Genomic DNA, 26,465 nt, shown 5'->3' with positions numbered 1-26,465 from the left:
CGGCCCCCTTACCTCCCGGGGGGGGCCCCCCCCCCGGAGCGGGGTGCCGGCCCTCCGGCGTACGCGGTGGCGCGGGGTCAGTCGCTGACCTTCTTGGCCGAGCCGAAGGCGACGAAGCCGCCGATCGCGAGGAAGAGGAAGGACATCGCGTCCATGCTCTCCTTCCAGATGTCGTTCAGGCCGCCGACGCCCGCCTGGCTGAGGACCTCGCCCACGCCGACCTTGCCGAGGTCGGCGAGCACGAGCGCGATGAAGAACAGCTGGCCGAGGTAGACGGCGCCGAGCGACAGGACGGCGGCGATCACGGGCAGGACGGGGTTGCGTCCGCCGATCTTGCCGGCGGCGAGGCCGACGAGGAGGCCGACGCCGGCCGCGGCGTAGCCGATCTCGCGGTCGATGGCGTTCATGATGCCGCCGTAGGCGCCGGCCGCGACCAGGGCCGCGACGACGGCGGCGACGATGCCGAGGCCGAGGTTGCCGGTGCGGGCCGGGGCCGGGGCGGCCGGGGCCTCGGTGAAGGAGTCGGGCGCGGGCGGCTGGAAGTTCTGGCTCATTGGGAAATCCCCCCCAGGGATTCGGGCATGCGAACGCCCGGAGGGCGTAAGTGCGAGATAAGTGACGCCGCAGGCTAGCAGGCCGCACGGACATCCGTACGGGGGAATTTCCCGGGTCAGAGCCGGTGGGCCGCGCCCGCCGGGCTGGCTCCGCGGGTGTCGAGGAGCAACTGGGCCTTCACCGCGAGGCCTTGCAGGTCGTAGGTGCGGTGGTGCTGGAGCAGGATCGTCAGATCCGCGTTCGCGGCGGCCTCGTACAGGGACTCGGCCCGGGGGACCGGCTGGTCCCTGACCCGCCAGCCCGTGATGAACGGGTCGTGGTAGCTGACGAGCGCCCCGAGGTCGAGCAGGCGGCTGGCGATCTCGCGCGCCGGGGAGCCCTCCTGGTCGGCGAGGTCGGGCTTGTAGGTGACGCCGAGGAGCAGGACGCGGGCGCCGCGCGCGGATTTGCCGTGCTCGTTCAGCAGGGTGGCGGACCGCTGGATGACGTACTGCGGCATCCGGTTGTTGATCTCCTGGGCCAGGCCGATCATGCGCAGGGGGTGGCCGGGGGTGCGGGTGGTGTGGGGGAGGTAGTTGGGGTCGAGGGGGACGCCGTGGCCGCCGACCCCCGGGCCGGGGCGGAACGCCTGGAAGCCGTACGGCTTGGTCTCGGCGCAGCGGATGACGTCCCACAGGTCGACGCCGAGGTCGTGGCAGAGCACGGCCATCTCGTTCATGAGGGCGATGTTGACGTGCCGGTAGTTGGTCTCCAGGAGCTGCACGGTCTCGGCCTCGCGCAGGCCGCGGGCCCGGACCACCTTCTCGGTGAGGCGGGCGTAGAAGGCGTGCGCGGACTCCGTGCAGGCGGGGGTGAGGCCGCCGATCACCTTGGGGGTGTTGGAGATGCCGTGCGTGCGGTTGCCCGGGTCGAGGCGGCTGGGGGAGTAGGCCAGGTGGAAGTCCCGGCCGGCCCGCAGCCCGGAGCCCGCCTCGAGGACCGGGCGCAGGTACTCCTCGGTGACGCCCGGGTGGACGGCCGATTCGAGGATCACGGTGGTGTGCGGGCGCAGGCGGGCGGCGAGCGCGCGGCCCGCCTCGCCGATGGCGGACAGGTCCAGTGCGCGGTCGGCGCCGAGCTGGGTGGGGGCGCAGATGACGGCGGTACGGACCCGGCCGAGCTCGGCGGGGTTGGTGGTGACCCGGAAGCCGGCCGCCGACATGCGGCGGATCTCGGCGGCGGTGAGGGTGGAGTCCGTGACCGGACCGCTGTCGTAGCCGACCGTCTCGATCCCGGCGGCTACGGCCGCCTGGGCGAGGGGGAGGCCGAGATGGCCGAGTCCGATGACGGCGAGGTCTGCGGGCATGGGGGTGCCGTCCCTTCCCTGACATGAGGGGGATGCGCGCGCAAGCCCTGTGGACGTGGAAGGCCCGGGGAAGCTGGCGCAATGTCAGACTAGGCGTATATATGACAGATATGTCGCATTCTGGGGTGGTGGTCGCCGTTGTGTTGTCCACAGGCGGTGGCTGATGTGGGTGCGGGCGGTCAGAATCATGAAACGGGGATGTGAGCGGGATCACCCGCACGACGCGGGGAACACCCGCACCAACGGGAGGCAGCCGTGAGGACAGCGACACTGGGACCGGCGCAGCGCGCCGAGGCCCTCGCCCGGATGGCCGAGCGGGAGCTGGACGTACTGGTCGTGGGCGCGGGCGTGGTCGGCGCCGGCACCGCGCTCGACGCGGCGACCAGAGGACTGTCCACCGGACTGGTGGAGGCGCGTGACTGGGCGTCCGGGACCTCCAGCAGGTCCAGCAAGCTCATCCACGGCGGCCTGCGCTATCTGGAGATGCTCGACTTCGCCCTGGTGCGGGAGGCGCTGAAGGAGCGCGGCCTGCTGCTGGAGCGCCTCGCACCGCACCTGGTGAAGCCGGTGCCGTTCCTCTACCCCTTGCAGCACAAGGGCTGGGAGCGGTGGTATGCGGGATCGGGCGTCGCGCTGTATGACGCGATGTCCATCTCCAGCGGCCACGGCCGGGGGCTGCCGGTGCACCGGCACCTCTCGCGCAAGCGCGCGCTGCGGGTGGCCCCGGCACTGCGCAAGGACGCGCTGGTGGGCGCCCTGCAGTACTACGACGCCCAGATGGACGACGCGCGGTATGTGGCCACGCTGGTGCGCACGGCCTCGGCGTACGGGGCGCACTGCGCCAACCGGGCGAGAGTGATCGGATTCCTGCGCGAGGGCGAACGGGTGGTCGGCGCGCGGGTTCAGGACGTGGAGGGCGGAGGGGAGTACGAGATCCGCGCGAAGCAGGTGGTGAACGCGACAGGGGTGTGGACGGACGACACCCAGGCGCTGATCGGGGAGCGCGGGCAGTTCCACGTACGCGCGTCGAAGGGCATCCACCTGGTCGTGCCGAAGGACCGGATCCATTCGAGCACCGGGCTGATCCTGCGGACCGAGAAGTCGGTGCTGTTCGTCATCCCGTGGGGCCGGCACTGGATCGTGGGGACCACGGACACCGACTGGGACCTGGACAAGGCGCACCCGGCGGCGTCGAGCGCGGACATCGACTACCTGCTGGAGCACGTGAACTCGGTGCTGGCGGTGCCGCTGACGCGGGACGACGTCCAGGGCGTGTACGCCGGCCTGCGGCCGCTGCTGGCCGGGGAGTCGGACGCGACGAGCAAGCTGTCGCGCGAGCACACGGTGGCGCATCCGGTGCCGGGGCTCGTGGTGGTGGCGGGCGGCAAGTACACGACGTACCGGGTCATGGCGAAGGACGCGGTCGACGAGGCGGTGCACGGCCTGGACCTGCGGGTGGCGGAGTGCGTGACGGAGGACGTGCCGCTGGTGGGCGCGGAGGGGTACCGGGCGCTGTGGAACGGCCGGGCGCGGACGGCGGCCCGGACGGGGCTTCACGTGGTGCGGGTGGAGCACCTGTTGAACCGGTACGGATCGCTGACGGAGGAGCTGCTCGACCTGATCGCTGCCGATCCGGGGCTGGGCGAGCCGGTGACCGGGGCGGACGACTACCTGCGGGCGGAGATCGTGTATGCCGCCTCGCACGAAGGGGCGCGTCACCTGGACGACGTACTGACGCGGCGGACGCGGATCTCGATCGAGACCTTCGACCGGGGGACGAGGTCGGCGCGGGAGTGCGCGGAGTTGATGGCGCCCGTGCTGGGGTGGGACAAGCAGCAGATCGAGAAAGAAGTGGAGCACTACGAGAAGCGGGTCCAGGCGGAGCGGGAATCGCAGCGTCAGCCGGACGACCAGACGGCGGACGCCGCGCGGCTGGGGGCGCCCGACATCGTTCCGTTGTAACTCCGGGATGCGGAAGGGGGAACCGCGGACCCGGGGCGCCCGTCCGTTGCGGAGTGAGGAACAATGAAGGTTCTGCCGGGGCGGGTTACGCGGACCCCGGTCGCCGGGTCGCTCGGCCGCCGGGTTGGTCGGACACCGGGGCAGTCGGAGCAGCGGCACGATCGCAGAGGGGACGCATGTCGAAGCCGGAGCACGGGGCGCCTGCGGCGAAGCCCGAAGAGGTGGGGGCTGCGGCTCCGGCTGCGTCGGCCGAGGCCGCGCCTGCTGAGGGTCCGAAGCCCGCGGCTGCGAAGCCGGGGTTGACGAAGGCGGAGCCCGCGGGCGGGAAGACCGGGTCGAAGGCCGAGCCGGAGGACGCGAAGCCTGCGGTCAAGGCCGAGGTCGAGGCGGAGTCCGAGGACGCCGGGCCTTCGGTCGAGGCCGGGGCTGATGCGGAGTCCGAGGACGCGAAGGCCGAGGACGCGAAGGCTGACGTCAAGGCCGGGGCCGGGGCGGATCCTGAGGGTGCGAAGCCTGAGGTGAAGGCGGAGCCCGAGGCCAAGCCTTCGGTCAAGGCGCAGCCTGAGGGTGCGAAGCCTGCGGTCAAGGCAGGGCCTGAGGCCAAGCCTGCGGTCAAGGCGCAGCCTGAGGGTGCGAAGCCTGCGGTCAAGGCCGCGGCCGAGGCGGAGCCCGAGGACGCGAAGCCCGGGGCCGGGGCGGCCAAGGCCGACGCGGTAAAGCCCGTCAATCCCGTGGTGGAGAAGGCCGATGCCGTCGCCGCCGAGGTCAAGGCGCGGGCCGAGGCCGCCAAGTCGGCCGACGACGGCCAGGACAAGGGACGGCTGCTCGCCGGCCGCTACCGGCTGGGCGCCGTGCTCGGCAAGGGCGGGATGGGAACCGTCTGGAGGGCCCAGGACGAGACCCTGGGCCGGACGGTCGCCGTCAAGGAGCTCCGCTTCGGCAGCGGCGTCGACGAGGACGAGAAGCGACGCCTCATCACCCGCACCCTGCGCGAGGCCAAGGCCATCGCCCGGATCCGCAGCGGCGGAGCCGTCACCGTCTACGACGTCGTCGACGAGGACGCCCGGCCGTGGATCGTCATGGAGCTCATCGAGGGCCCCTCGCTCGCCGAGTTCATACGCGAGTACGGCGCCCTCACCCCGCGCCGCGCCGCCGAGGTCGGCCTCGCGGTGCTCGACGTGCTGCGCGCCGCCCACGGTCAGGGCATCCTGCACCGGGACGTCAAGCCGTCCAACGTGCTCATCGCCGCCACCGGCCGTGTCGTCCTCACCGACTTCGGCATCGCCCAGGTCGAGGGCGACCCCTCCGTCACCTCCACCGGCATGCTCGTCGGCGCCCCCTCCTACATCTCGCCCGAGCGCGCCCGCGGCCACAAGCCCGGCCCGCCCGCCGACATGTGGTCGCTCGGCGGTCTGCTGTACGCGGCCGTCGAGGGCGTGCCCCCGTACGACAAGGGCTCCGCCCTCGCCACCCTCACCGCGGTGATGACCGAGCCGGTGGATCCGCCCAAGAACGCCGGCCCGCTGACCGACGTCATCTACGGCCTGCTCGCCAAGGACCCGGCCCAGCGTCTCGACGACGGCCGGGCCCGGGCGATGCTGAACGCCGTCATCAACGCGCCCGAGCCCGAACCGGTCCCGGTGGCGGCCCCGCCCGCGGAGGAGACCCGCCAGATCTCGCTCGCGGACGCCAAGCAGGCCGCCGAGCAGGCCGCCGCCCAGAAGGCGGCGGAGAGGGCGGCCGAGAAGGCGGCGAAGAAGGAGCGCGAGCGCAAGGAGCGCGAGCAGCGCGAACGCGCCCGCGCCGCACTGAAGTCGGCCCGCAAGGCGGCGGCCGCCGCGGCTGCCACGACGGCCGCCACGGCCGCGGAGCCGCCGGCGGACCAGCCCGCGCCCAAGAGCCAGGCCAAGGCCGGCCCGGTGGCCGCCCCGCTCACCGATGTCATGCCGCGCCGCACCATCGCCCTCGCGATAGCCGCCGTGGTGGTCGTGCTCGCGGTGGTCGGTTCGCTCATCGCCTACGCCGTCAGCGGCGACGACGCCGACGGCCGCAAGGACGAGGGCAAGGGCAAGGGCGGCAAGGACAACCCCTCCGCGTCCGCGAGCCAGTCCCCGGGCGGCGCCGGGCAGAGCCCGCAGCCCTCGGCCAAGCCCGGTGAGCCCGCCGGCGGCACGGACGGCAACGCCGCCTCCGGCGGCCAGGGCCAGCAGAGCCCGGGCACCGGCCAGAGCCAGGGACAGGGCCAGGGGCAGGGGCAAGGCCAGGGACAGGGCGCGCAGCCCGGCGGCGGGGGGAGCGCAATACCCGCGGGCTACGTGATGGTGACGGAGCCTGGGTTCCACTTCTCGATGGCGATGCCCCAGGGCTTCCACCAGACGGCCATAGCGGGTGAGAACTCCGGCGGGATATACAGCCGCGACGGCGGATTCCCCCGGATCCAGGTCGACTACAACGCCAACCCGGGCGATGACGCCCGGTTGGCCTGGGCCCAGCTGGCCCCCGCCGTGGCGGGCAGCAGCAAGGGGTACCGCCTGATCGGCATCAACCCGACGAGCTACCGGAACTACCCGACCGTCGCCGACTGGGAGTTCGAGAGGGAGCAGAGCGGCATCCGGGTCCGCGTGCTCAACCGCGGCTTCAAGATGGACGCGACGCACGGCTACGCCATCATGATCAGCTGTCCCGCGGACCAGTGGGACGGCCCCGAGTGCACGCAGATGCGCAACACCGCCTTCGAGACCTTCCAGCCGCTCGGCTGACCTCGGGACGCGGGCGGCCCCGGAGACGTATCGTGTCAGCGGGGCCACGGGGGTGCCCCCAGCACTCGGGGGAGGCGATGTGGAGGACTACGCGGGCCGGATCCTGGCCCACCGCTACCGTCTGCCGCTGCCGCCGACGGACGAGTACGAGCTCGTGGAGACCCGTGCCTTCGACACCCGCAGCGGACAGGAAGTGCTGGTCCGGCAGGTGCCGTTGCCGGAGGTCGTGGACGCCGAGCTGCTGGACGGACACCGGGCCGTCCCGGCGGCCGGGCAGCGCGCCGCGGGCGATCTGCCGGCCGTGCGGCGCGCGATCGAAGCCGCGCAGGCCGCGGCCGCCGTACCCGACCACCCCCGGCTGGACCAGGTCTTCGACGTGTTCGCCGAGGGCGGGTCGCTGTGGATAGTGAGCGAACTCGTCCCGGCCAGGCCGCTGGCGGCGCTGATCGCCGATGAGCCGCTGACCGCCTACCGGGCGGCGGAGGTGGCCTCGGACGTACTGACCGCGCTGCGGGTGCTGCACGCGCACGGCTGGACCCACCGCAACATCACCGTGCGGACGGTGCTGGTCTGCGACGACGGGCGGGTCGTGCTGACGGGCCTCGCGGCCGGCGCGGCGGAGGAGGCCCTGTGCGGGTACGACCCCGTCCCGGGCGGTGACGCCTCCGGCGGCGGTACGGGCTGGGGCACCCGCGCGGCCGCACCCCCGCCCCTGCCCCCGACGCACCAGCCCCCAGGACCCGTCCCCACGTCACCGGCCCCCGCCGCCCCGAACCCTGCCGGACCGCCCGCTCCCGGACGGCGGGGTGCCGCCGGGGCGGGCTTCGCCGGACCGGGCGTGGCGGCGCCGGCCCCCGCCGCCCCGAACCCTGCCGGACCGCCCGCTCCCGGACGGCGGGGTGCCGCCGGGGCGGGCTTCGCCGGACCGGGCGTGGCGGCGCCGGGCCTTGCCGGGCCGGGGCCTGTGGCGCCGGGCCTTGCCGGGCCGGGGACGGACGACCCGGGTGCCGCCGGGCCGGGCTTCGCCGGACAGAGCTTTGCCGGACCGGGCGTGGCGGCGCCGGGCATTGCCGGGCCGGGGACTGGCGAACCGGGCACCGCGGGCCCGGGCTCTGCCGGGCCGGGTGGGGACGGTTACGGAGGCGGGTATGCGCCGTTGGTGGCTCCGGGGTATGACACCGGGCCGCGGTACACCGACCACATCACCCCCGGACGCCCGGGCCCCGAGGACCGGCCCGAGCTCAAGGCCGCAGCGCGGGCCGGGGCCATCGCCGCGTATCGGGCGGGGGCGCGGGCGGCCGCGGCCAAGGTCGGCGAGCAGCGCCAGAGCGACCCCATCGTCGTACCGGAGCCGAGGCCGCAGGGGTCGACCCTGCCGCAGGGGTACTCGTACCCGTACGGCGGCCCGGAGACCGGCACCGCAGCCCCCTGGCACGGCGCGACCCCCCGCCGCCCGGCGCTCGAACCGGCCGAGCCGGAGCCCGACCGCGAGCAGGACCCGGAGCCGCAACGGGGAGCACCGGCCACCCAGGCCACCCCGGCCACCCAGGCGCCCCAGTCCGCCCAGCCGGCCGACGCGACCCACCCGACCCACCCGACCCACGCGATCCAGCCACCGCACCCGCCCCAGGCGGCCCTGCCACCGCAGCCGTCCCAGGCGGCCCTGCCACCGCAGCCGTCCCAGGCGGCCCTGCCTCCGCAGCCGTCCGGGCTGCCCGCGCAGCTCGCGCTGCCCCAGGGCTACCGCCAGGCCGACGCCCCGGAACGGGCGGCCGGTCCGGTCCCGGCGGCCGTCCCGCCACCCCAGCGCAGCGGCCCCGGCACGGCCGGTGGCTGGTCCGGCCCGCGCAGCGGCCTCGACGCCGAGCGGGCGCGCCAGACGCGGATGGCGGTCGTCGGCGCCGTCACCGAGCGGTGGGCCCCCGAGCAGGCCGGCTCCGTCACCGGGCCCTGGCAGCTGGCGGCCCCCGTCGGCCCCGCCACCGACCTCTGGGCGCTCGGCGCGCTGCTCTACCGGTCCGTCCAGGGCCACGCCCCGTACCCCGAGGAGTCCGTCGCCGAGCTCGTCGAGATGGTGTGCGCCGAGCCCCCGGCCTTCGCCGAGGAGTGCGGCGCGCTCCGGCCGGTCGTCGAGTCGCTGCTGCGTCAGGACCCGACCGAGCGCCCGGACTTCGAGGAGCTCCGCGGCTGGCTGCGCTCGCTCGTACGGTCCGCCCCCGAGCCCGACGCCGGCTTCGCCATGCTCCCGATGCCCGAACCGGACCCCGCCCGGCTGCCCGTCGTACGCCGTCGCGGCGACCTCCACGGGCGGCACCGCAATCCCGCGGCCCCCCGCAAGCCCCGCGCCCTGGGCCGCACCCTGCTTCTCGGCATCCTGCTGCTGCTCGCCGGGGCCGTGGCGTACGCGATGCTGTTCATGCCGCGCTCCGCCGACCCGCAGGGCCCGGGCGGCAGTGCCGCGCCCGCCCCGACCCGGCAGAGCCCGTCCCAGGTCCCCACCGGAACCCCCGAGTCCAAGCCCGCGCCGCAGACGACGACACCGCCCCCGGCGGCGACCCCCGCCGCGCCGGCCCCGGCCGGGTACACCACCCAGCAGGATCCGGAGCACTTCGAGATCGTGGTCCCAGACGGCTGGGAGCGCCGCGGCATCAACGAGGCCGGCCAGGTCCGCTACACCAGCGGGCAGTTCACCCTGACCGTGGTCCCCGGCCGGGACAAGGTCGAGGGCAACCCGGACCCGGCGGCCTACCAGAAGGACAAGGAGCAGGAGCTGACGCCGTACCGCACCTCCACCTGGTCCACGGTCGGCGACGTCAAGACCACCAAGGTCGGGCAGCAACTGCGGGCCACGGGCCGCTACACGTGGATCGACGGCACCGGGCGCAACGTCTTCGCCCGCAATTTCGTCGTCGCGCTGGGCGGTAGCTACCACGTGGTCATGGTGACCGGTCCGGAAGACGAGCAGGGAAAGGTCACCGAGGTCTTCGAGAAGGCCACGGCGAGTTACAAATCGGGCGGATGAACGGTGCCTGACGGGCGGTCAGTGCGGCGATTGCGTCACAGTGCGGGCTTTCCGTGCCTGCGCGGTTCCGACACCGGCCGTGGGCTCCGTAATCTGGCCTGAAGTGCGGAGAGCGGCGGGGTTTTGTGGAACAGCAGACAGGTGGGGGCGCCGTGCTGGCGGGCCGGTACCGGCTCATCGAGCCGATCGGCCGGGGCGGCATGGGCAAGGTGTGGCGCGCGCATGACGAGCTGCTGCACAGGACCGTCGCCGTCAAGGAGCTGACGGCGGGTCTGTACGTCGCCCAGGCCGACCGGGACGTCATGCACGCCCGGACGCAGAAGGAGGCCCGGGCCGCGGCCCGGATCCAGCACCCGGCGGTCGTCACCGTCCACGACGTGCTGGAGCACGACGACCGGCCGTGGATCGTCATGGAGTACATCGACGGACCCTCCCTCGCGGACGCGGCCAAGGCGGCCGGGCGCATCGAGCCCCGCGAGGCGGCCAGGATCGGGCTGCACGTGCTGGGCGCGCTCCGCGCGGCGCACGCGGTCGGCGTACTGCACCGCGACGTGAAGCCGGGCAACGTCCTGCTGGCCAAGGACGGCCGGGTGCTGCTCACGGACTTCGGGATCGCGGCGATCGAGGGGGACTCCTCGATCACGCGCACCGGCGAGATCGTCGGCTCCATCGACTACCTGGCCCCCGAGCGGGTCACCGGCGGGACCCCGGGCACGGCCTCCGACCTGTGGTCGCTGGGCGCGACCCTGTACACGGCGGTGGAGGCCCGTTCGCCGTTCCGCCGCACCTCGCCCATCTCCAGCCTCCAGGCCGTGGTGAACGACGAACCGCCGGCCCTGAAGCAGTCCGGCGCGCTGGGACCGGTCATCACGGCCCTGCTGCGGAAGGATCCGGCGGACCGGCCGACGGCCGGGGAGGCCGAACGGATGCTGCTGGAGGCGATGGAGGGCCGGGAGCCGAAGGCGGCGCAGGCGTACGTGCCCACGCGTTCGGTGACCTCGGAGGAGCTCGCTCCGGCGCAGGACCATCCGCAGGAGGCGTCGCAGGCGCCGGCCGCGCCCGGGGACACCGCCCACACGGCCCCGCTGCCGGAGCCCGAGACGCCCGCGTCCGCGTCCGCGCCGGGCTCCGCCGCCGGCCGGCCGGGCGGCGGCTGGATCAAGCGCGCCGCGGCCGTGGCCCTGGTGGCGGCGCTGATCGGCGGCGGCGGGGTGTTCGGAGTCCTCAAGTACACGAGCGACAGCGGTTCGGGCGGTGCGGACAAGAACGCGAGCGCCCCCGACCAGGAGGGTGCGGGCGGGGAGTCGAAGTCGCAGAAGTCCCAGGCCGCGCCGCCGCCCGGCTGGTCCAAGGTCACCGACCCGGAGGGCTTCACCCTGTTCGTGCCGGACGGCTGGCACCGGGAGTCGAACGGCACCCAGATCGACTACACCCCGGACAACGGCAATCACTTCATCCGGATCGCCGTCGACCCGACTCCGGACTACCAGGACCCGTACGCGCACCTGCTCGACCTGGAGAAGCAGGTGCGCAAGCGGGCGGAGTACAAGCGGCTGCGGCTGGAGCAGAACAGCTTCCGGGACACCACCCGCGGCGCCCTGTGGGACTTCACCTGGGTGGAGAAGGGGACGCTCGCGGGGCCCCGGCGCGCCAAGGAGCAGATGTACATCGCCCCGGACGGCACCGAGTACGCGGTGTACATGTCGAGCCCCGCGGCCGACTGGGACACGACGCGGCAGCAGTTCGACATCGTGCTCAGCGGCTGGGAGCCGTCCGCCGCGAAACCCTGATTCCGTCATCCTGCCAGCGATCGCTGGCGGAAATGGCAAAATCCGGTTACCCACGGGTACCCAAAGCCTGCCGGGCGCAATACGCTCACCGCCATGACGGACTCGCAGGCCCCGGCCCCCCTCCGCACCGCACCGGAACCCACCAACCCGGTCGCCCCGGCCCCGGCCGGCGTCCGCACCGCGGCCGACGTGGTGACCCCTGATCTGGTCGTCCGCCTCACCCGCGGGGTGATCGGCTCCGGCCGCACCGCCAACCACACCCCCTTCACCGGGGACCGGCTGGCGGAACTCCCCGAGGCCACCCCCGAGGACGTGGCCGAGGCCTTCGCCCGGGCCCGCGCCGCCCAGCCCGCCTGGGCCGCCGTCCCCGTGCGCAAGCGGGCCGCCGTACTGCTGCGCTTCCACGACCTGGTGCTCGCCCGGCAGGCCGAGGTCCTCGACCTCATCCAGCTGGAGACCGGCAAGGCCCGGCTGCACGCCCACGAAGAGGTCCAGGCCGTCGCCGTCGCCGCCCGCCACTACGGCCGCAAGGCCCCCGGCTACCTGCGCCCCAAGGGCCACACGGGCGCCATGCCCACCCTCACCAAGGTCACCGAACTGCGCCAGCCGCGCGGGGTCGTCGGCCAGATCGCCCCCTGGAACTATCCGCTGGAACTGTCCGTCGGCGACGCGCTGCCCGCCTTCGTCTCGGGCAACGCGGTGGTCATGAAGCCCGACACCGAGACCGCGCTGACCGCCCTGTGGGCCCGCGACCTGCTCATCGAGGCCGGCCTGCCCGCCGAGGTCTTCCAGGTCGTCCTCGGCGAAGGCCCCGTCGTCGGCCCCGAAGTCGTCCGGCACGCCGACTACGTCTCCTTCACCGGCTCCACCCGCACCGGCCGCGAGGTCGCCCAGGGCGCCGCGGCCCGCCTCGTCGGCGTCTCCCTCGAACTCGGCGGCAAGAACGCCATGCTCGTCCTGCACGACGCCGACATCGAGAAGGCCGCCGCCGGCGCCGTCCGCGCCTGCTTCTCCTCCGCCGGTCAGCTGTGCATCTCCATCGAGCGGCTCTACGTCCACGCCTCGGTCGCCGACGCCTTCGTGGAGCGGTTCGCCGCCCGCACCAAGGCCATGCGCCTGGGCAGCTCGCTCGCCTACGGCGCCGACATGGGCTCGCTGGTCGGCGAGCGCCAGCTGGAGACCGTACGGCGGCACGTGGACGAGGCCCTCGCCAAGGGCGCCACCCTCGTCGCCGGCGGCACCGCACGCCCCGACATCGGCCCGCTCTTCTACGAGCCCACCATCCTCGACGGCGTCGAGGCACCCATGGCGGTGTGCGGCGAGGAGACCTTCGGCCCGGTCGTGTCCATCTACCGCTTCACCGACGAGGACCAGGCCATCGCCGAGGCCAACGGCACCGCCTACGGCCTCAACTCCAGCGTCTGGACCAAGGACGCCCGCCGCGGCCACGCCGTCGCCGCCCGCCTGCGCACCGGCACCGTCAACATCAACGAGGGCTACGCCCCGGCCTACGGCAGCGCCCAGGCGCCGATGGGCGGCATGAAGGACTCCGGGCTCGGCCGCCGCCACGGCTCCGAGGGCATCCTCAAGTACACCGAGGCCCAGACCGTCGCCCACCAGCGGCTGCTCCCGATGGCGCCCTCGCTGGGCATGGACGACGAGAAGTACGCGGCGTTCATGACCCGCAGCCTCAAGGTCATGAAGGCCCTCCGACTCCGCTGAAGGGGCACACCGTGTCTGAGTCGTACGACTACGACGTCATCGTCATCGGATCCGGCTTCGGGGGGTCGGTCTCTGCCCTGCGCCTCACCGAGAAGGGCTACCGGGTGGGCGTCCTGGAGGCGGGGCGCCGCTTCACCCGCGACAGCCTGCCCAAGAACAGCTGGGACCTGCGCAACTACCTGTGGGCCCCGGCCCTCGGGCTGTACGGGATCCAGCGCATCCACCTGCTCGGCAACGTGATGGTGCTCGCGGGCGCCGGGGTGGGCGGCGGCTCCCTCAACTACGCCAACACCCTGTACGTGCCGCCCACCGCCTTCTTCGAGGACCGGCAGTGGGCGGGCATCACCGACTGGCGCGAGGAACTGGCCCCGTACTACGACCAGGCCAAGCGGATGCTCGGCGTCCGCCTCAACCCGACCATGACCCCCTCCGACGTCCACCTCAAGGCGGCCGCGGCGAAGATGGGCGTGGCCGACTCCTTCCACATGGCCCCGGTCGGCGTCTTCTTCGGCGACGGCGCCGACGCGGAGGGGCACGCGCGGGTCCGGCCCGGGGACGAGGTCGCCGACCCGTACTTCGGCGGCGTCGGCCCCGCCCGCAAAGCCTGCACCGAATGCGGCGAGTGCATGACCGGCTGCCGGCACGGCGCGAAGAACACCCTGGGCGAGAACTACCTGCACCTCGCCGAGCGCGCCGGTGCCGTCATCCACCCCATGACCACGGTCACCGCCCTCTCCGAACACCCCGAGGGCGGCTACCGGATCCGTACGGTCCCCACCGACCAGCGCCGCAAGGGCAGGCCGAAGGTGCTGCGCGCCCGGTACGTGGTCGTCGCGGCGGGCACGTACGGGACCCAGACCCTGCTGCACACGATGAAGGACCGCGGCGAGCTCCCCGGGATCTCGGACCGGCTCGGCGACCTGACCCGGACCAACTCCGAGGGCCTGGTCGGCGCGCAGACCCACGACCGCCGCTACCGCAAGCGGCACGGCGCGGGCCCCGGCACGGAGCGGCGCGCCGACTTCACCCGGGGCGTGGCGATCACCTCCTCGGTGCACCCCAACGCCGACACGCACATCGAGCCCGTCCGCTACGGCAAGGGCTCCAACGCGATGGGGTTCATGACCGTCCTCCAGGTCCCGTACAGCAGGCACCGCGTCCGCGCCTGGTTCGCCCGCACCGCGAGGCACCCGCTCCAGCTGGCCCGTTCGCTGTCCAACCGGCGCTGGTCGGAGCGGACCATCATCGGCCTGGTCATGCAGTCGCTGGACAACTCGCTGACCACCTACCGCAAGCCCGGCGGCATCGGGAAGGGGCTGCTCACCGCCCGCCAGGGCCATGGCGCCCCCAACCCGGTCCAGATCGCGGAGGCCACCCAGGCGGCCACCCTGCTGGCCGAGGAGATCAACGGCTTCGCCGGCAGCAACATCGGCGAGCTCATGGGCACCCCGCTGACCGCGCACTTCCTCGGCGGCTGCCCGATCGGCGCCTCGCCCGAGGAGGGCGTGGTGGACCCGTACCACCGGCTCTACGGGCACCCGGGGATCTCGGTGGTGGACGGCTCGGCGGTCTCCGCGAACCTCGGCGTGAACCCGTCGCTGACGATCACGGCGCAGGCCGAGCGGGCGATGTCGTACTGGCCGAACAAGGGCGAGAAGGACCCGCGTCCCGAGCAGGGAGCGGGCTACGTACGGCTCGCGGCGGTGGAACCGGCCCGTCCGGCCGTTCCGAAGGAGGCCTTCGGCGCCCTGCGGCTGCCGTTCCTGGCCGTCCCCGAGGTCCCGCCGAAGGCCGTGGACCAGGTCTGATGCCCGGGTCGGTACCGCGCTCCCCCTCCGAGCGCGGTACCCACCGCGGTACATGAGTGACAGGCGGTCGCCACGGAAGGTTGTACCGGAATCAGTCACCCCGGGCTGTGGTGTCGGTCACACAGCGAAGTGTGCATGGGCGACCGGAGGGGCCGGGAGCGACCGGAGCGGACCCGAGGGGCCCCGCGAGGACCCGAGGGGACTTGCGAGGGACCGGAACGCCGAACGGCCGGCCCGGGGCGTCCCCAGGGCCGGCCGTTCTTTATGGGGTGACCGGGCTGCTGTCCCCTGCCGTCCGGTCACGCGAGGGAGCGAGGTCCCACGACGCGCCCCCACGGGGAACGCGTCTCATCGCTCCGGCGGAGCCACGCGTGGTGTTGCGGTCCCGCGCCTGGCTGGCGCGGACAACCACACCAACGAAGGGCACTCGGGGCGGTCACGCTCCGGACGGGTGACGAACAGCCGTCACACCCGGCCTCGGCACAGCTCGAGCAGCGTCATGGCGAGGGCGGTGCCGGGCTTGCCGAGGGCATCGCTCCAGTGCGAGAGCACCTCCATCTCCCGGGACAGGTGCACCCGCCGTCCGCCCGAGGAGATCCGCGCCTCCTGAATGACCGTCGAGACGGCCATGCGCTCCTGGATCAGCCCGATGATCCGGTCGTCGAGGGCGTCGATGCGCTCACGGGAGCCGGCGATGAGCTGCTCGGGGGTGGCGGCGGTGATCGTGGTCGTGGTCATGGTCTTCGTCTCCTGTCGGATGGAACCCGCCGCCCGCCAGCCCCGGGAACGCCAGAGCGCCCCGGTCCTGTCGGACCGGGGCGCTCTGGGAAGTTCAGCGGCTCAGGCGAGCATCACGAAGACCCATGGCGACCGGACCGGCCGGTGCCATAGGTAAAGAGGAAGCTCAGCTGCTTGCGCATGGAACGGATTATGTACTTCCGTCCCCCTCCCGGCCAAGCCGGTTCGGATGGTGAGACGAAGAGGGGTGTGGGTGCCCCGTTAGAATCGACAAAACAGCCACCTCTTCCGCCGGAAGGCCGCCCCGTGCCAGAAGCACCCTCCGCCGCCCACGACAGCGCCCCGGACACGGTTCTCGTCGTCGACTTCGGCGCCCAGTACGCCCAGCTCATCGCCCGTCGCGTCCGCGAGGCACGGGTCTACAGCGAGATCGTGCCGAGCTCGATGCCCGTCGACGAGATGCTGGCCAAGAACCCCAAGGCGATCATCCTCTCCGGCGGTCCGTCCTCCGTGTACGAGGAAGGCGCCCCGCGGCTCGACCGCTCCCTGTTCGAGGCCGGCGTTCCCGTCTTCGGCATGTGCTACGGCTTCCAGCTGATGGCGACCACCCTCGGCGGCCAGGTCGACAACACCGGCGCCCGCGAGTACGGTCGCACCCCGCTGGCCGTCTCCAAGACCGGCTCCACCCTCTTCGAGGGCACCCCCGGGCAGCAGTCGGTGTGGATGTCCCACGGCGACGCCTGCTCCGCCGCCCCCGAGGGCTTCACCGTCACCGCGTCCACCGACGTGGTCCCCGTCGCAGCCTTCGAGAACGACGAGAAGAAGCTGTACGGCGTGCAGTACCACCCCGAGGTGATGCACTCCACGCACGGCCAGCAGGTCCTCGAGCACTTCCTCTACCGGGGTGCGGGCCTGTCCCCGACCTGGACCACCGGCAACATCGTCGAGGAGCAGATCGCGGCCATCCGCGAGCAGGTCGGCGACAAGCGCGCCATCTGCGGCCTCTCCGGCGGCGTGGACTCGGCCGTGGCCGCGGCCCTCGTGCAGAAGGCCATCGGCTCGCAGCTGACCTGCGTGTACGTCGACCACGGTCTGATGCGCAAGGGCGAGACCGAGCAGGTCGAGAAGGACTTCGTCGCCGCGACCGGCGTGCAGCTGAAGGTCGTCGACGCGCAGGAGCGCTTCCTGAACGCGCTGGCCGGCGTCTCCGACCCGGAGACCAAGCGCAAGATCATCGGCCGTGAGTTCATCCGCGTCTTCGAGCAGGCCCAGCTGGAGATCCTCCAGGAGGACGGCCCCGCGGTGGCCTTCCTGGTGCAGGGCACCCTGTACCCGGACGTCGTCGAGTCCGGCGGCGGCACCGGCACCGCGAACATCAAGTCCCACCACAACGTGGGCGGGCTCCCCGACGACATCGAGTTCGAGCTCGTCGAGCCGCTGCGCCAGCTGTTCAAGGACGAGGTCCGGATGGTCGGCCAGGAGCTGGGCCTGCCGGACGAGATCGTCCACCGCCAGCCCTTCCCCGGCCCCGGCCTCGGCATCCGCATCGTCGGCGAGGTCACCAGGGAGCGCCTGGACCTGCTCCGCGAGGCCGACGCCATCGCCCGCCACGAGCTCACCGCGGCCGGCCTGGACCGCGAGATCTGGCAGTGCCCAGTCGTGCTGCTCGCGGACGTCCGCAGCGTCGGCGTCCAGGGCGACGGCCGCACCTACGGCCACCCGATCGTGCTGCGCCCCGTCTCCTCCGAGGACGCGATGACCGCGGACTGGACGCGCATGCCGTACGAGGTGCTCGCGCGGATCTCCACCCGCATCACCAATGAGGTGCCGGACGTGAACCGCGTGGTCCTGGACTGCACGAGCAAGCCCCCGGGCACCATCGAGTGGGAGTAGTCCCCACCCGCACCGCAGACGAAGCCGCCGCTCCCTCCCGAGCGGCGGCTTCGCCGTTTCCGGCGCCGCCGTCCCGGCGCCCCCGCCCGGCGCCGCTTCCTCCGGCGGCTTTTCTCCGGCCGCTTTTCTCTGGCCGCTTTTCTCTGGCCACTTCACGGAGGCGCCGGTACCTTGCGCCGCGACCCGAGCCGTCGGAGGAGGTCCCATGCCGGATCAGCCCGTACCCGTCCCCGTGGAACGGCTCGGCTTCGAGATGCCGCCCGTCCACACCGACCCGGCCGACGAGCGGGCGCACCGCAAGGAGCGGCTCGCCGGGGCGCTGCGCCTGCTGGGCCGGCTCGGCTACGAGGACGGGGTGTCGGGGCACGTCAGCGCGCGGGACCCGGAGTTCGAGGACTGCTACTGGGTCAATCCCTTCGGGCGGGCCTTCGGCGCGCTGACCCCCGCGGACCTGCTGCTGGTCGACGGGGAGGGCCGGGTCCTCCAGGGCGAGCGCCGGGTCAACGAGCTGGCCTTCGCCGTGCACGCCGCCGTGCACCGGGAGCGGCCCGAGGTGGTGGCCGTGGTGCGCACGCAGGCCCCGTACGGCCGCGCCCTCGCCGCCCTCGGCGAGCTGCTGGCCCCCGTCTCCCAGGAGGCCTGCGCCTTCTACGAGGACCACGCGCTGCTCGACGAGTTCGCCGGAGCCGAGGACGCGAGCCGGATCGGGCGCGCGCTGGGCCCGTACAAGGCGCTGATCCTGCGCAACCGGGGGCTGCTGACGGTCGGGGGCTCGGTGGACGCCGCGGTCTGGTGGTTCATCGCGGCGGAGCGGGCCGCGCAGGTGCAGCTGATCGCGCGGGCGGCCGGGAAACCGGTGCTCATCGACCACCACAGCGCGCTCGCCACACGGGAGCGGTTCGGGTCCGATCTGGCCGCCTGGGTGAACTACCAGCCCCTGCGCCACAACGGTGACACGCCGGTGGCGTCAACATCATGAACGGTTAATCACCTGCTCTGACATCGTGCGCAATCCGGAACACTGCCGCAGTGGTGCACAATTCGCTGGCATTGCACCGTAGTTCAGAGAGGCGGCACGCACGTGGCTGTCCAAGAGATGTCCCGGGGTACTCACACCGCGGCCTGCGCATGCGACGACTGCGCACGGGAAGGGCACCGCCGCGCCGTGGCCGCCTTCCTGGAGAAGCGCGACGAGTTCGCCGCAGGACAGGGGCTGCCCGCCGCCGTGGCCCACTCCCTCGGAGCGTCCCGCCAGTGGGTCTCCGACGAGCTGACCCTGTCGGCGCGCACCGTCGCCGACCGGGGCCGGGAGGCCGGGAACTCCTGGCTGTACCTGTTCTCGCGGCGGGCCGTGCTCGGCGTGTGGATCGCCGCCGGGGTGCTGCTCCTGGTCCAGGTCGGGACCGCGCTCGGCACCGGCTGGTCCACGGCCCGCACCGCCGGGCTGCTGGCCGCCCTGGTCCTGGCCGGGCTGCTCACCGTCGCGGCCCGCGCCCAGTCGGTGCGCGGCGGGCTGCTGGCCCCGCTGGTCGGCGAGGACAACCGGCTGTCCACGTCCAAGTCGGTGCCGAGCGCCTGGGTGGTGCTGACGGCCTTCGCCGGGCTGCTGCCCGCGCTGCGGCTGGCGGCCTCGGCGCCGGGGCCGGAGCGGCAGGCCCTGTACGCGGGGTTCGCCCTGGACCGGGCGCTGCCGCTGCTGGCGGTGGTCTCGCTGACCTCGGTGGTGGCCGTGGTGGTGCGCCGGGTGGTCTCCGTACGGATCATGGGCCAGCGCCTGCAGAAGCTGCCGGCCGACCGGCCGCGCGGGGTGGACCTGCTGACGGACGACGCGGGGCGCGGCAGCTTCCCCGACGCGCAGTACGTGCTCGTCTCCACGGTGGTGCTGGTCTACGCGGCCGCGTCGCTGGCCCGCTTCCCGGACCGGCTGCCGCAGTTGCCCTGGGCCCTGGCCCTGCTGGTGGCGCTGTCGGCCGCGGTGTACCTGGCGGCCAAGTACGCGGAGGGCACCCGCCCGCTCGTGCTGTCGGTGGTGCGCAGACGGGAGCCCGGCGACCTGGACGCGGCCGTCCGGCCCGGGGACGACATCGAGATCCGGGGGGTGGGCTTCGTGCCTCCCGGGGCGCAGACCCCGGAGATGCTGGCCCGGCTGGTGGTGCGGATCGGGGCGGTGCACGTGCACGTGCCGCTGGTTCCGGTGCCGGGCGGGTTCACCAACCCCTCCGACACGGTGCTGACGGTGCCGGTGCCGGCCGAGGTGGAGCCGGGGCGGATCGACATCCAGGTGGTGACCGCCGCCGGGGTGGAATCCAACCGATGCATCATCGACGTGGCCGAGTGATCGGGGTACACATGTCGCGTGACCCGAACTGATGTCTCGACAGACGCGTCCGCAGTCCGCCCGCCGACGGTACGGCCGGCCGACTACGCACTGCTGCCCCTGCGGATCTTCCTCGGCGTGACCTTCGTCTACGCGGGCGTGGACAAGCTGACCGACTCCGCGTTCCTCTCCGCCTCCGGAGCGGGCTCCATCGGGGAGCTGATGACGGGGGTGCGCGACACCTCCGCGATTCCCGCCATGGTCGACATGGCCCTGGAGTCGCCCGTCGGCTTCGCCGTCGCCCTGGCCATCGGGGAGATCCTCGTCGGCCTCGGGACGCTGGCCGGCCTGCTGACCAGGATCGCGGCCGCCGGCGGCGCGCTGATCGCGCTCAGCCTGTGGCTCACCGTGTCGTGGGCGGTGACCCCGTACTACTACGGCAACGACCTGATCTACATGATCGCCTGGATCCCGCTGATCATCGCCGGGGCGCCCTACTGGTCCCTGGACTCGCTGATCGGGTCGCGCTGGCGGCGGTCGCGCCTGACGGCGTAGGTCACCATCCCGGTCAGGGCGGCGAGCGAGAGCCCGCCCACCGTGAGCGGGATGACCAGGAACCAGGGCAGGTCGGTCTCGCCGCTGCTGTCGAGCAGGTACAGCACGCCCGCGACCAGCAGGGCCAGCCCCGCGATCAGCCGTCCCGGCTGGAACTCATGACGCCGCACGGGCCACCTCCACCTGTCCCACACCCGCGTTCAGGTGCAGCTCGATCGTCCCGCCGGCCTCGGTGCCGGCCTCGGGCGACAGGGTCGCCCGCCGGTGTTCGCCGCCGCCGCGGACCCGTACGTCCTCGCTCGTGTCCCCGGGCATCTGGATGTCGCCCAGACGGATGGTCACATCGGCCTCGGCCGTCACCTCGCGGGGCACGACCACCTTCAGCCGGCCCGCGTCCACGGAGGCCCGGACGGCCAGGGTGGTGCCCTTGGGCACGTCCAGCCGGCTCAGGTCCAAGGTGGCGAAGCCGGTCCCCGCCTCGTACTCGGGCCGTACGTCGGCCACCGCGGCCGGCCGCCACGCGGTCTCCCGCCAGTCCGTGCCGATCTCCCGGGGCAGTACGGCGGCCACCGCGAGCAGCCCCGAGGTGAACACGGCCAGCACGACCGTGCCGAAGCCGGTGCGCCCCAGCAGGGAGCTGACGGCGAGACCGAGGCCGAAGACGACGAGCGCGGCCGCCAGTCCGGCCTGCAGGGCCTCGCCCAGCGGATGCCCCTGCCACTTGGTGCTCGCCGCGGCGACCCCGGCGATCACCGCGAGGACGAAGACCCGGCCGCCGATGCCGCCGCGCGGGCGGGCCGGAGCGGAGGGCTCCTTCACGGCCGGGGCCGGTGCGGCGCCCGGCTGCACGGGGACGGGCGAGTCGGCGGGGCCCCACAGGTACCCCGTCGCGCCGACCGGGCCGGTGGTGCCGTCCTTGACCAGCGGGTCCCGCCACCACGACGGGCCGCCCGGGGCGGGCGGTGCCTTCGTCTCCGGCGGTGCCTTCGTCTCCTGCGGCGCGGGGGCCTCGGCCTCCACCGGGCCCGCGGTCCGCCGCCGCTGCGACCAGTACGAGGCTCCGCCCAGCGCCAGGATCACCAGCACCGAGAAGACCGCGAGCACGCCGTTGTCCAGCATCGACAGGAACAGCGCGCAGCCGACCAGCGCGGCGAACACCGCGGCGAGGGTGGCGCCCTCGACGCGGCCGGTCAGCATCTTCTTCGCCTCGCTGTCCTCCTCCCCGTCCTGGGGGAGCAGCAGCCACGCGAAGCCGTAGAAGATCAGGCCGACGCCGCCGGTGACCGCGAGGACGCCCAACACGATCCGGAAGACCACCGGGTCCAGGTCGAAGTACCGGCCCAGACCCCCGCACACGCCCGCCAGGACCTTGTCGCGCTTGCTGCGGCGCAGGGGAGGCCGGACTTCGGGTGCCTGGGGCGCCCCGGGCTCCGGCGGGGCGTCGTGTACTTCGGTCATGCGTCCATGGTGACGGCCCGCGGCGGCCCGCGGCACCGGGCCCGACCCTGGCGCAACCCTGATATCCCCCGGGTCGAATTGGGGGGCAGCCCTGATGCCGGGCCGCTCCCGCGCGTGTGACCCTTGGTGACATGCCCGCAGCCGCCGCTTCCCGCACCCCGCACGCCCCCGACGTCGACGAGGTGCCGCAGCGCAAGCTCTACCGCAGCGCCGACGGCCGGATGCTCGGCGGCGTCGCACGGGGGCTCGCCGGGCACCTCGGGCTGCCGGTGATCTGGGTCCGGCTGGCCTTCCTCGGCCTGTTCATGTGGGGCGACGGGCTCGGCGTGCTGCTGTACGCCGCGTTCTGGGTGTTCGTACCGCTGGGCGTCGGCGGCCGCAGCGGACACCGCTCGTACTTCGAGACCCTGCCCGACGGCACCCGCCGCCTGCGCAAACCCGACAAGGGGCAGATCACCGCGCTGATCGCGCTGTGCATCGGCGCGGGCATCTTCATCTCGCAGGTCCAGGTCGGCGGCGCCTCCGGCCGGTACGTGTGGCCGACGCTGCTGGTCGGGGCCGGGGTGGTTCTCGTATGGCGGCAGGCCGACAACGCCCGCCGGGCCCACTGGACCGAGGCGGCCGGACGGCACGGGCGGCTGCTGCAGGCGGCCCGGGCGCTGGCCGGGGTGGCCCTGGTCGGCGTCGGGCTCACCGTCTTCATTGTCGTACGCGGCTCCGCGGCCCAGCTCGGCAACGTCCTCACCGCCACCCTCGCCGTCCTCGTCGGCGTCGCGCTGCTCGCCGGCCCCTGGCTGATCCGGATGACCCAGGACCTCTCCGAGGAGCGGCTGATGCGCATCCGCGCCCAGGAGCGCGCCGAGGTCGCCGCCCACGTGCACGACTCGGTGCTGCACACCCTCACCCTGATCCAGCGCAACGCCGAGGACGTCGGGGAGGTGCGCCGCCTCGCGCGGGCCCAGGAGCGGGAGCTGCGGAACTGGCTGTACAAGCCCGAGGGCACCGGCAAGGACGAGGACGAGGAGCCGGCCACCCTGGCGGAGGCCGTGAAGAAGACCGCCGCCGAGGTGGAGGACCACCACGGCGTCCCCATCGAGGTCGTCGTCGTCGGCGACTGCCCGCTCGACGAGGGGCTGGCCGCACAGATCCAGGCCGCGCGCGAGGCGATGGTCAACGCCGCCAAGTACGGTGGCGAGGGAGGCCCGGTACAGGTGTACGCGGAAGTGGAGGGGCAGACGGTGTTCGTGTCCGTACGGGACCGCGGACCGGGCTTCGACATCGACGCCGTACCGGACGACCGGATGGGCGTACGAGAATCGATCATCGGCCGGATGCAGCGCAACGGCGGGACCGCGCGGCTGCGGTCGGCGCCCGACGGCGGCACGGAAGTCGAGCTGGAGATGGAGAGGGCGGCGAACACAGCATGACCGAGGACAACGCGGTGACGCAGACCGGCAGGCGGGTCCGGGTGGTGCTCGTCGACGACCACCGGATGTTCCGCACCGGCGTACAGGCCGAGATCGGCGAGACCGAGCGGACCGGGGTCGAGGTCGTCGGCGAGGCCGCCGACGTGGACCAGGCCGTCACCGTCATCACCGCCACCCGGCCCGAGGTGGTCCTGCTGGACGTGCACCTGCCCGGCGGCGGCGGGGTCGAGGTGCTGCGGCGCTGCGCCCCGCTGATGGCGGCGGCCGAGAACCAGGTGCGGTTCCTGGCGCTGTCGGTGTCGGACGCGGCGGAGGACGTCATCGGCGTCATCCGGGGCGGCGCGCGCGGCTACGTCACCAAGACGATCACCGGCACCGACCTGGTGAACTCGATCTTCCGGGTGCAGGAGGGGGACGCGGTGTTCTCGCCGCGGCTGGCGGGCTTCGTGCTCGACGCCTTCGCCTCCACGGACGCCCCGCCCGTCGACGAGGACCTGGACCGGCTGACCCAGCGCGAGCGCGAGGTGCTGCGGCTCATCGCGCGCGGGTACGCGTACAAGGAGATCGCCAAGCAGCTCTTCATCTCCGTCAAGACGGTGGAGTCGCACGTCTCGGCCGTGCTCAGGAAGCTCCAGCTGTCCAACCGGCACGAGCTGACCCGCTGGGCGACGGCCCGCCGGCTGGTGTAGCCGCCGCAGGGGACCCCGAGGTGACCGGACGCGATCGAATGCGACCGGTCACGACCGTTCGCGACCTGATGTGACCCATACCGCAGGCCGAGCGGGCAACCGCCGCGGGCCGCGCAGCCCTCTACGTTGCCGTGATGAGCCTGACGGGGACCCCCCTCTTCGCGACGGTGGTCGCCCTGACCTTGATCGCCGTCGTCCTGCCGCTGGCCGTGTGGAGCAAGGTGCGCGGCCCTGCCGCCGTACGCGTGGCCTCCCGCGCCCTGATGGTGGTGTTCGCGCAGGTCACCGCCATCGCGCTGGTGTTCATCGGGGTCAACCGGGACATGAACTTCTACGCCTCGTGGGGCGACCTGCTCGGCACCGGCACCTACGTCACCGCCGCCCCCGACCTCGGCCCGGACGGGCTCGGCGGGAAGCGGGCCGAGGCCGCGCCCAAGGTGAAGCAGGCTTTCGAGCCCGTGGAGGGCCTCGGGGGCCGGGTCCAGAAGACCGAGCTCGACGGCAAGGTCTCCGGGGTCAAGGGCGACGTCATGGTGTGGCTGCCGCCCCAGTACGACGACCCGGCCTACAAGGACAAGAAGTTCCCCGTGGTCGAGCTGATCCCGGGCATCCCGGGGACGGGCAAGTCCTGGTTCCAGGGGGTCAAGGCGCATGAGGTGCTGGAACCGCTCATGAAGAGCGGCAAGGTGCAGCCGTTCATCCTGGTCTCGCCGCGCGCCATGCTGCTGGGCAACGCCGACACCGGCTGCGCCAACATCCCCGGCAAGGTCAACGCCGACAGCTGGTTCAGCGTCGACGTCCGCAAGATGGTCGTCGACAACTTCCGCGTCTCGGAGGAGGCCCGCAACTGGGGCGTGGCCGGGTACTCGGCCGGGGCGTACTGCGCCGCGAAGCTGGCGATCAACCACCCCGACCGCTACAGCGCGGCCGTCTCCCTGTCCGGCTACAACGACCCGGGCCAGGAGCCGTCCTCGCTGGTCGCCCAGGATCCGGAACTGCGCCGTACGCACAACCTGAAGCACGTGCTGCAGACCGCGCCCACGCCGCCGGCGGTCTCGCTGTGGATGTCGGGGGCCGAGCACGACGGATACCTGTCGGGCACGGACCTCAAGGCGATCGCCAAGAGCCCGACCGTGGTGCACGCCGAGAAGGTGACCGGCGGGCACAACCTCGACTCGTGGTCGAAGCAGCTGCCGCAGACCTTCGACTGGCTGAGCAAGACGGTCAAGGCGCCGTAGCGCTGCCCGGTCCGCTCACGCCTTCGCGACGCGGCCAGGCGGCGCGGCTAGGCGGGGCGGGAGGCGCCCGCCCAGGGCATCGAGTCGATCGGCGCCACGCGGACCGTCGATCCGGGGCGCGGTGCGTGGATCATCTGGCCGTTGCCGATGTACAGGCCGACGTGGGTGACCCCGGAGTAAAAGAACACCAGGTCGCCGGGGGCCAGCTGGTCGCGGGAGACGCGCCGGCCGGCGTTGATCTGGGTGTAGGTGGTGCGGGGGAGGGACACCCCGGCCGAGCGCCAGGCCGCTTGGGTCAGCCCCGAGCAGTCGAAGGAGCCCGGGCCCGTCGCGCCCCAGACGTACGGCTTCCCGATCGCCCCGTGCGCGAAGGCCACGGCACGGGCCGCCCGCGAACCGTCCGACGGCGCCGGCGCCGGCGGAGGCGGTGCGGACTGCGGGCCGGCCGCGGGGGCGCCGCCGCCCGAGCGGGCCTCGTACGCGGCGCGCTGCTCGGCGGTCAGCTTCGCCAGGAGCTGCTTGGCGGTGGCCAGCTTGCCCTCGATCTCGGCCTTGTGCCCGGCCAGTTCGTCCCGCTGCGCGCGCAGGTCGGCGAGGCGTCCGGCGGCCTGCTCCTTCAGCTTGCCGACCTCGTCGAGCCGGCGGCGTACGGAGCTGATCCCGGCGGCGTTGCGGTCCCCGGCACGGGAGATGAAGGAGGCCTGGGCGAGGTACTCCTGCGGGTCGGCCGCCATGGCGAGCTGTACGGCGGTCCCCAGGGAGCCGCGGCGGTACTGGGTGGCGGCGAGCGAACCGAGGGTGCCGCGGGCGGCGTTGAGCTGGTCGGTCTTGCGGGCGGTCTCGTCGCGCAGGCCGTCCAGCGCCCGCTCGGCCTCGTCGGCCTTCTGCTTCGCCCCGTTGTACCGCTCGGTCGCGGCCTCGGCCTCCTCGTAGAGCCGGTCCACCTCTGCCTCGACCTGCGCGGGCGTGGGGCGGGGGTCGGCCTGGGAGGTGCCTTCGAAGGCGGTGGCGGTGGCAGCGCCCGCGAGGGCGAGAGTGGCGGCGGTCCGTACGGTTCCGCCGGAGAGCGGGCGCTGCCTGGGCTTTCGATGACTGGCCACGAGGGCCTCACGTCCTTCCTCTCTCGGTGCTTGGAGGAGGACGCTAGACCCGCAGGTAACGGGCAGATGACGAGATGATCGCAAGTG

General features: G+C 73.3%; 19 protein-coding genes. 13 read left to right on the top strand and 6 right to left on the bottom strand.

What is annotated here, in order from left to right; all coding sequences use genetic code 11:
- Positions 1–77 precede the first annotated feature (77 nt).
- Positions 78–554 carry a hypothetical protein gene (locus ACFWP3_RS31575; protein WP_384227852.1) on the bottom strand — a complete coding sequence of 159 codons (477 nt, stop codon included), beginning with the start codon at positions 552–554 and terminating at the stop codon, positions 78–80.
- A gap of 116 nt (positions 555–670) precedes the next feature.
- Entirely contained in the window at positions 671–1,900 is a 1,230-nt protein-coding gene (locus tag ACFWP3_RS31570) for a nucleotide sugar dehydrogenase (RefSeq protein WP_384227850.1), read from the bottom strand.
- 255 nt (positions 1,901–2,155) lie between these two features.
- Here ACFWP3_RS31570 and ACFWP3_RS31565 point away from each other — a divergent pair, with 255 nt between their 5' ends.
- The 6 genes from ACFWP3_RS31565 to ACFWP3_RS31540 all read left to right on the top strand — a co-directional run bounded on the left by ACFWP3_RS31565 (position 2,156) and on the right by ACFWP3_RS31540 (position 14,963).
- Positions 2,156–3,862 (top strand): glycerol-3-phosphate dehydrogenase/oxidase, encoded by a 1,707-nt coding sequence (locus ACFWP3_RS31565; RefSeq protein ID WP_384227848.1) that lies wholly within the window; start codon positions 2,156–2,158, stop codon positions 3,860–3,862.
- A gap of 176 nt (positions 3,863–4,038) precedes the next feature.
- The gene (locus tag ACFWP3_RS31560; RefSeq protein ID WP_384227846.1) at positions 4,039–6,621 is read left to right on the top strand and encodes a protein kinase; all 2,583 of its coding nucleotides are present in this window, start codon (positions 4,039–4,041) and stop codon (positions 6,619–6,621) included.
- Positions 6,622–6,700: 79 nt separating this feature from the next.
- Entirely contained in the window at positions 6,701–9,643 is a 2,943-nt protein-coding gene (locus ACFWP3_RS31555; RefSeq protein ID WP_384227844.1) for a protein kinase, read from the top strand.
- Between the two features lie 125 nt (positions 9,644–9,768).
- On the top strand, positions 9,769–11,433 hold the full coding sequence (locus tag ACFWP3_RS31550) for a serine/threonine-protein kinase (RefSeq protein ID WP_384227841.1): 1,665 nt from the start codon (positions 9,769–9,771) through the stop codon (positions 11,431–11,433).
- A gap of 93 nt (positions 11,434–11,526) precedes the next feature.
- The gene (locus tag ACFWP3_RS31545; RefSeq protein WP_384227840.1) at positions 11,527–13,155 is read left to right on the top strand and encodes a succinic semialdehyde dehydrogenase; all 1,629 of its coding nucleotides are present in this window, start codon (positions 11,527–11,529) and stop codon (positions 13,153–13,155) included.
- Between the two features lie 11 nt (positions 13,156–13,166).
- Positions 13,167–14,963: a GMC oxidoreductase gene (locus ACFWP3_RS31540; protein WP_384227838.1), complete on the top strand. Its 1,797-nt coding sequence runs from the start codon at positions 13,167–13,169 to the stop codon at positions 14,961–14,963.
- 465 nt (positions 14,964–15,428) lie between these two features.
- Here the strand turns inward: ACFWP3_RS31540 and ACFWP3_RS31535 are convergent, their stop codons facing one another.
- Positions 15,429–15,722, bottom strand: a complete 294-nt coding sequence (locus ACFWP3_RS31535) for a chorismate mutase (RefSeq protein ID WP_384227854.1) — start codon at positions 15,720–15,722, stop codon at positions 15,429–15,431.
- A gap of 285 nt (positions 15,723–16,007) precedes the next feature.
- On the opposite strand from ACFWP3_RS31535, the gene guaA reads away from it, so the two are divergent.
- From guaA to ACFWP3_RS31515, 4 genes are all read left to right on the top strand, one after another.
- Positions 16,008–17,594, top strand: coding sequence for a glutamine-hydrolyzing GMP synthase (gene guaA / locus ACFWP3_RS31530; protein ID WP_384227836.1), 1,587 nt, complete (start codon positions 16,008–16,010; stop codon positions 17,592–17,594).
- Positions 17,595–17,799: 205 nt separating this feature from the next.
- A complete protein-coding gene (locus ACFWP3_RS31525) occupies positions 17,800–18,573 on the top strand; it encodes a class II aldolase/adducin family protein (protein ID WP_384227834.1) in 774 nt (257 codons plus the stop codon).
- Between the two features lie 102 nt (positions 18,574–18,675).
- A complete protein-coding gene (locus ACFWP3_RS31520) occupies positions 18,676–19,932 on the top strand; it encodes a hypothetical protein (RefSeq protein ID WP_384227831.1) in 1,257 nt (418 codons plus the stop codon).
- A gap of 18 nt (positions 19,933–19,950) precedes the next feature.
- Complete coding sequence (locus ACFWP3_RS31515) at positions 19,951–20,466, top strand: TQO small subunit DoxD (RefSeq protein ID WP_384227828.1); 516 nt, start codon at positions 19,951–19,953, stop codon at positions 20,464–20,466.
- On the opposite strand, the gene ACFWP3_RS31510 is transcribed toward ACFWP3_RS31515, so the two are convergent.
- Together ACFWP3_RS31510 and ACFWP3_RS31505 are read right to left on the bottom strand one after the other, a co-directional pair.
- On the bottom strand, positions 20,406–20,636 hold the full coding sequence (locus tag ACFWP3_RS31510) for a hypothetical protein (RefSeq protein ID WP_384227825.1): 231 nt from the start codon (positions 20,634–20,636) through the stop codon (positions 20,406–20,408). The two genes, ACFWP3_RS31515 and ACFWP3_RS31510, sit on opposite strands and share 61 nt — an antisense overlap.
- Entirely contained in the window at positions 20,623–21,924 is a 1,302-nt protein-coding gene (locus ACFWP3_RS31505; protein ID WP_384227822.1) for a PspC domain-containing protein, read from the bottom strand. The genes ACFWP3_RS31510 and ACFWP3_RS31505 overlap by 14 nt, the downstream gene beginning before the upstream one ends.
- A gap of 131 nt (positions 21,925–22,055) precedes the next feature.
- Between ACFWP3_RS31505 and ACFWP3_RS31500 the strand changes: the two genes are divergently transcribed.
- From ACFWP3_RS31500 to ACFWP3_RS31490, 3 genes are all read left to right on the top strand, one after another.
- Positions 22,056–23,351: a PspC domain-containing protein gene (locus ACFWP3_RS31500; protein WP_384227820.1), complete on the top strand. Its 1,296-nt coding sequence runs from the start codon at positions 22,056–22,058 to the stop codon at positions 23,349–23,351.
- A complete protein-coding gene (locus ACFWP3_RS31495) occupies positions 23,348–24,040 on the top strand; it encodes a LuxR C-terminal-related transcriptional regulator (RefSeq protein ID WP_384227818.1) in 693 nt (230 codons plus the stop codon). Before ACFWP3_RS31500 ends, ACFWP3_RS31495 begins: the two co-directional genes overlap by 4 nt.
- Before the next feature lie 134 nt (positions 24,041–24,174).
- The gene (locus tag ACFWP3_RS31490; protein WP_384227816.1) at positions 24,175–25,278 is read left to right on the top strand and encodes an alpha/beta hydrolase; all 1,104 of its coding nucleotides are present in this window, start codon (positions 24,175–24,177) and stop codon (positions 25,276–25,278) included.
- A 47-nt stretch (positions 25,279–25,325) separates the two neighbouring features.
- Here the strand turns inward: ACFWP3_RS31490 and ACFWP3_RS31485 are convergent, their stop codons facing one another.
- Positions 25,326–26,378 carry an NlpC/P60 family protein gene (locus tag ACFWP3_RS31485; RefSeq protein WP_384227813.1) on the bottom strand — a complete coding sequence of 351 codons (1,053 nt, stop codon included), beginning with the start codon at positions 26,376–26,378 and terminating at the stop codon, positions 25,326–25,328.
- Between the last annotated feature and the right edge of the window lie 87 nt (positions 26,379–26,465).

The organism is Streptomyces sp. NPDC058525 (assembly GCF_042719495.1).
Classification (GTDB): Bacteria; Actinomycetota; Actinomycetes; order Streptomycetales; family Streptomycetaceae; genus Streptomyces.
The sequence above is the reverse complement of the archived record's forward strand: the minus strand, read 5'-3'. Positions and strand labels throughout refer to the sequence as shown.

Excerpts from the sequence above, each read along its gene's own strand:
- ACFWP3_RS31545 (WP_384227840.1), top strand. The coding sequence starts at position 11,527 with ATGACGGACTCGCAGGCCCCGGCCCCCCTCCGCACCGCACCGGAACCC.
- ACFWP3_RS31575 (WP_384227852.1), bottom strand. The coding sequence starts at position 554 with ATGAGCCAGAACTTCCAGCCGCCCGCGCCCGACTCCTTCACCGAGGCC.
- ACFWP3_RS31525 (WP_384227834.1), top strand. The coding sequence starts at position 17,800 with ATGCCGGATCAGCCCGTACCCGTCCCCGTGGAACGGCTCGGCTTCGAG.
- ACFWP3_RS31505 (WP_384227822.1), bottom strand. The coding sequence starts at position 21,924 with ATGACCGAAGTACACGACGCCCCGCCGGAGCCCGGGGCGCCCCAGGCA.
- ACFWP3_RS31500 (WP_384227820.1), top strand. The coding sequence starts at position 22,056 with ATGCCCGCAGCCGCCGCTTCCCGCACCCCGCACGCCCCCGACGTCGAC.
- ACFWP3_RS31495 (WP_384227818.1), top strand. The coding sequence starts at position 23,348 with ATGACCGAGGACAACGCGGTGACGCAGACCGGCAGGCGGGTCCGGGTG.
- ACFWP3_RS31570 (WP_384227850.1), bottom strand. The coding sequence starts at position 1,900 with ATGCCCGCAGACCTCGCCGTCATCGGACTCGGCCATCTCGGCCTCCCC.
- ACFWP3_RS31490 (WP_384227816.1), top strand. The coding sequence starts at position 24,175 with ATGAGCCTGACGGGGACCCCCCTCTTCGCGACGGTGGTCGCCCTGACC.
- ACFWP3_RS31560 (WP_384227846.1), top strand. The coding sequence starts at position 4,039 with ATGTCGAAGCCGGAGCACGGGGCGCCTGCGGCGAAGCCCGAAGAGGTG.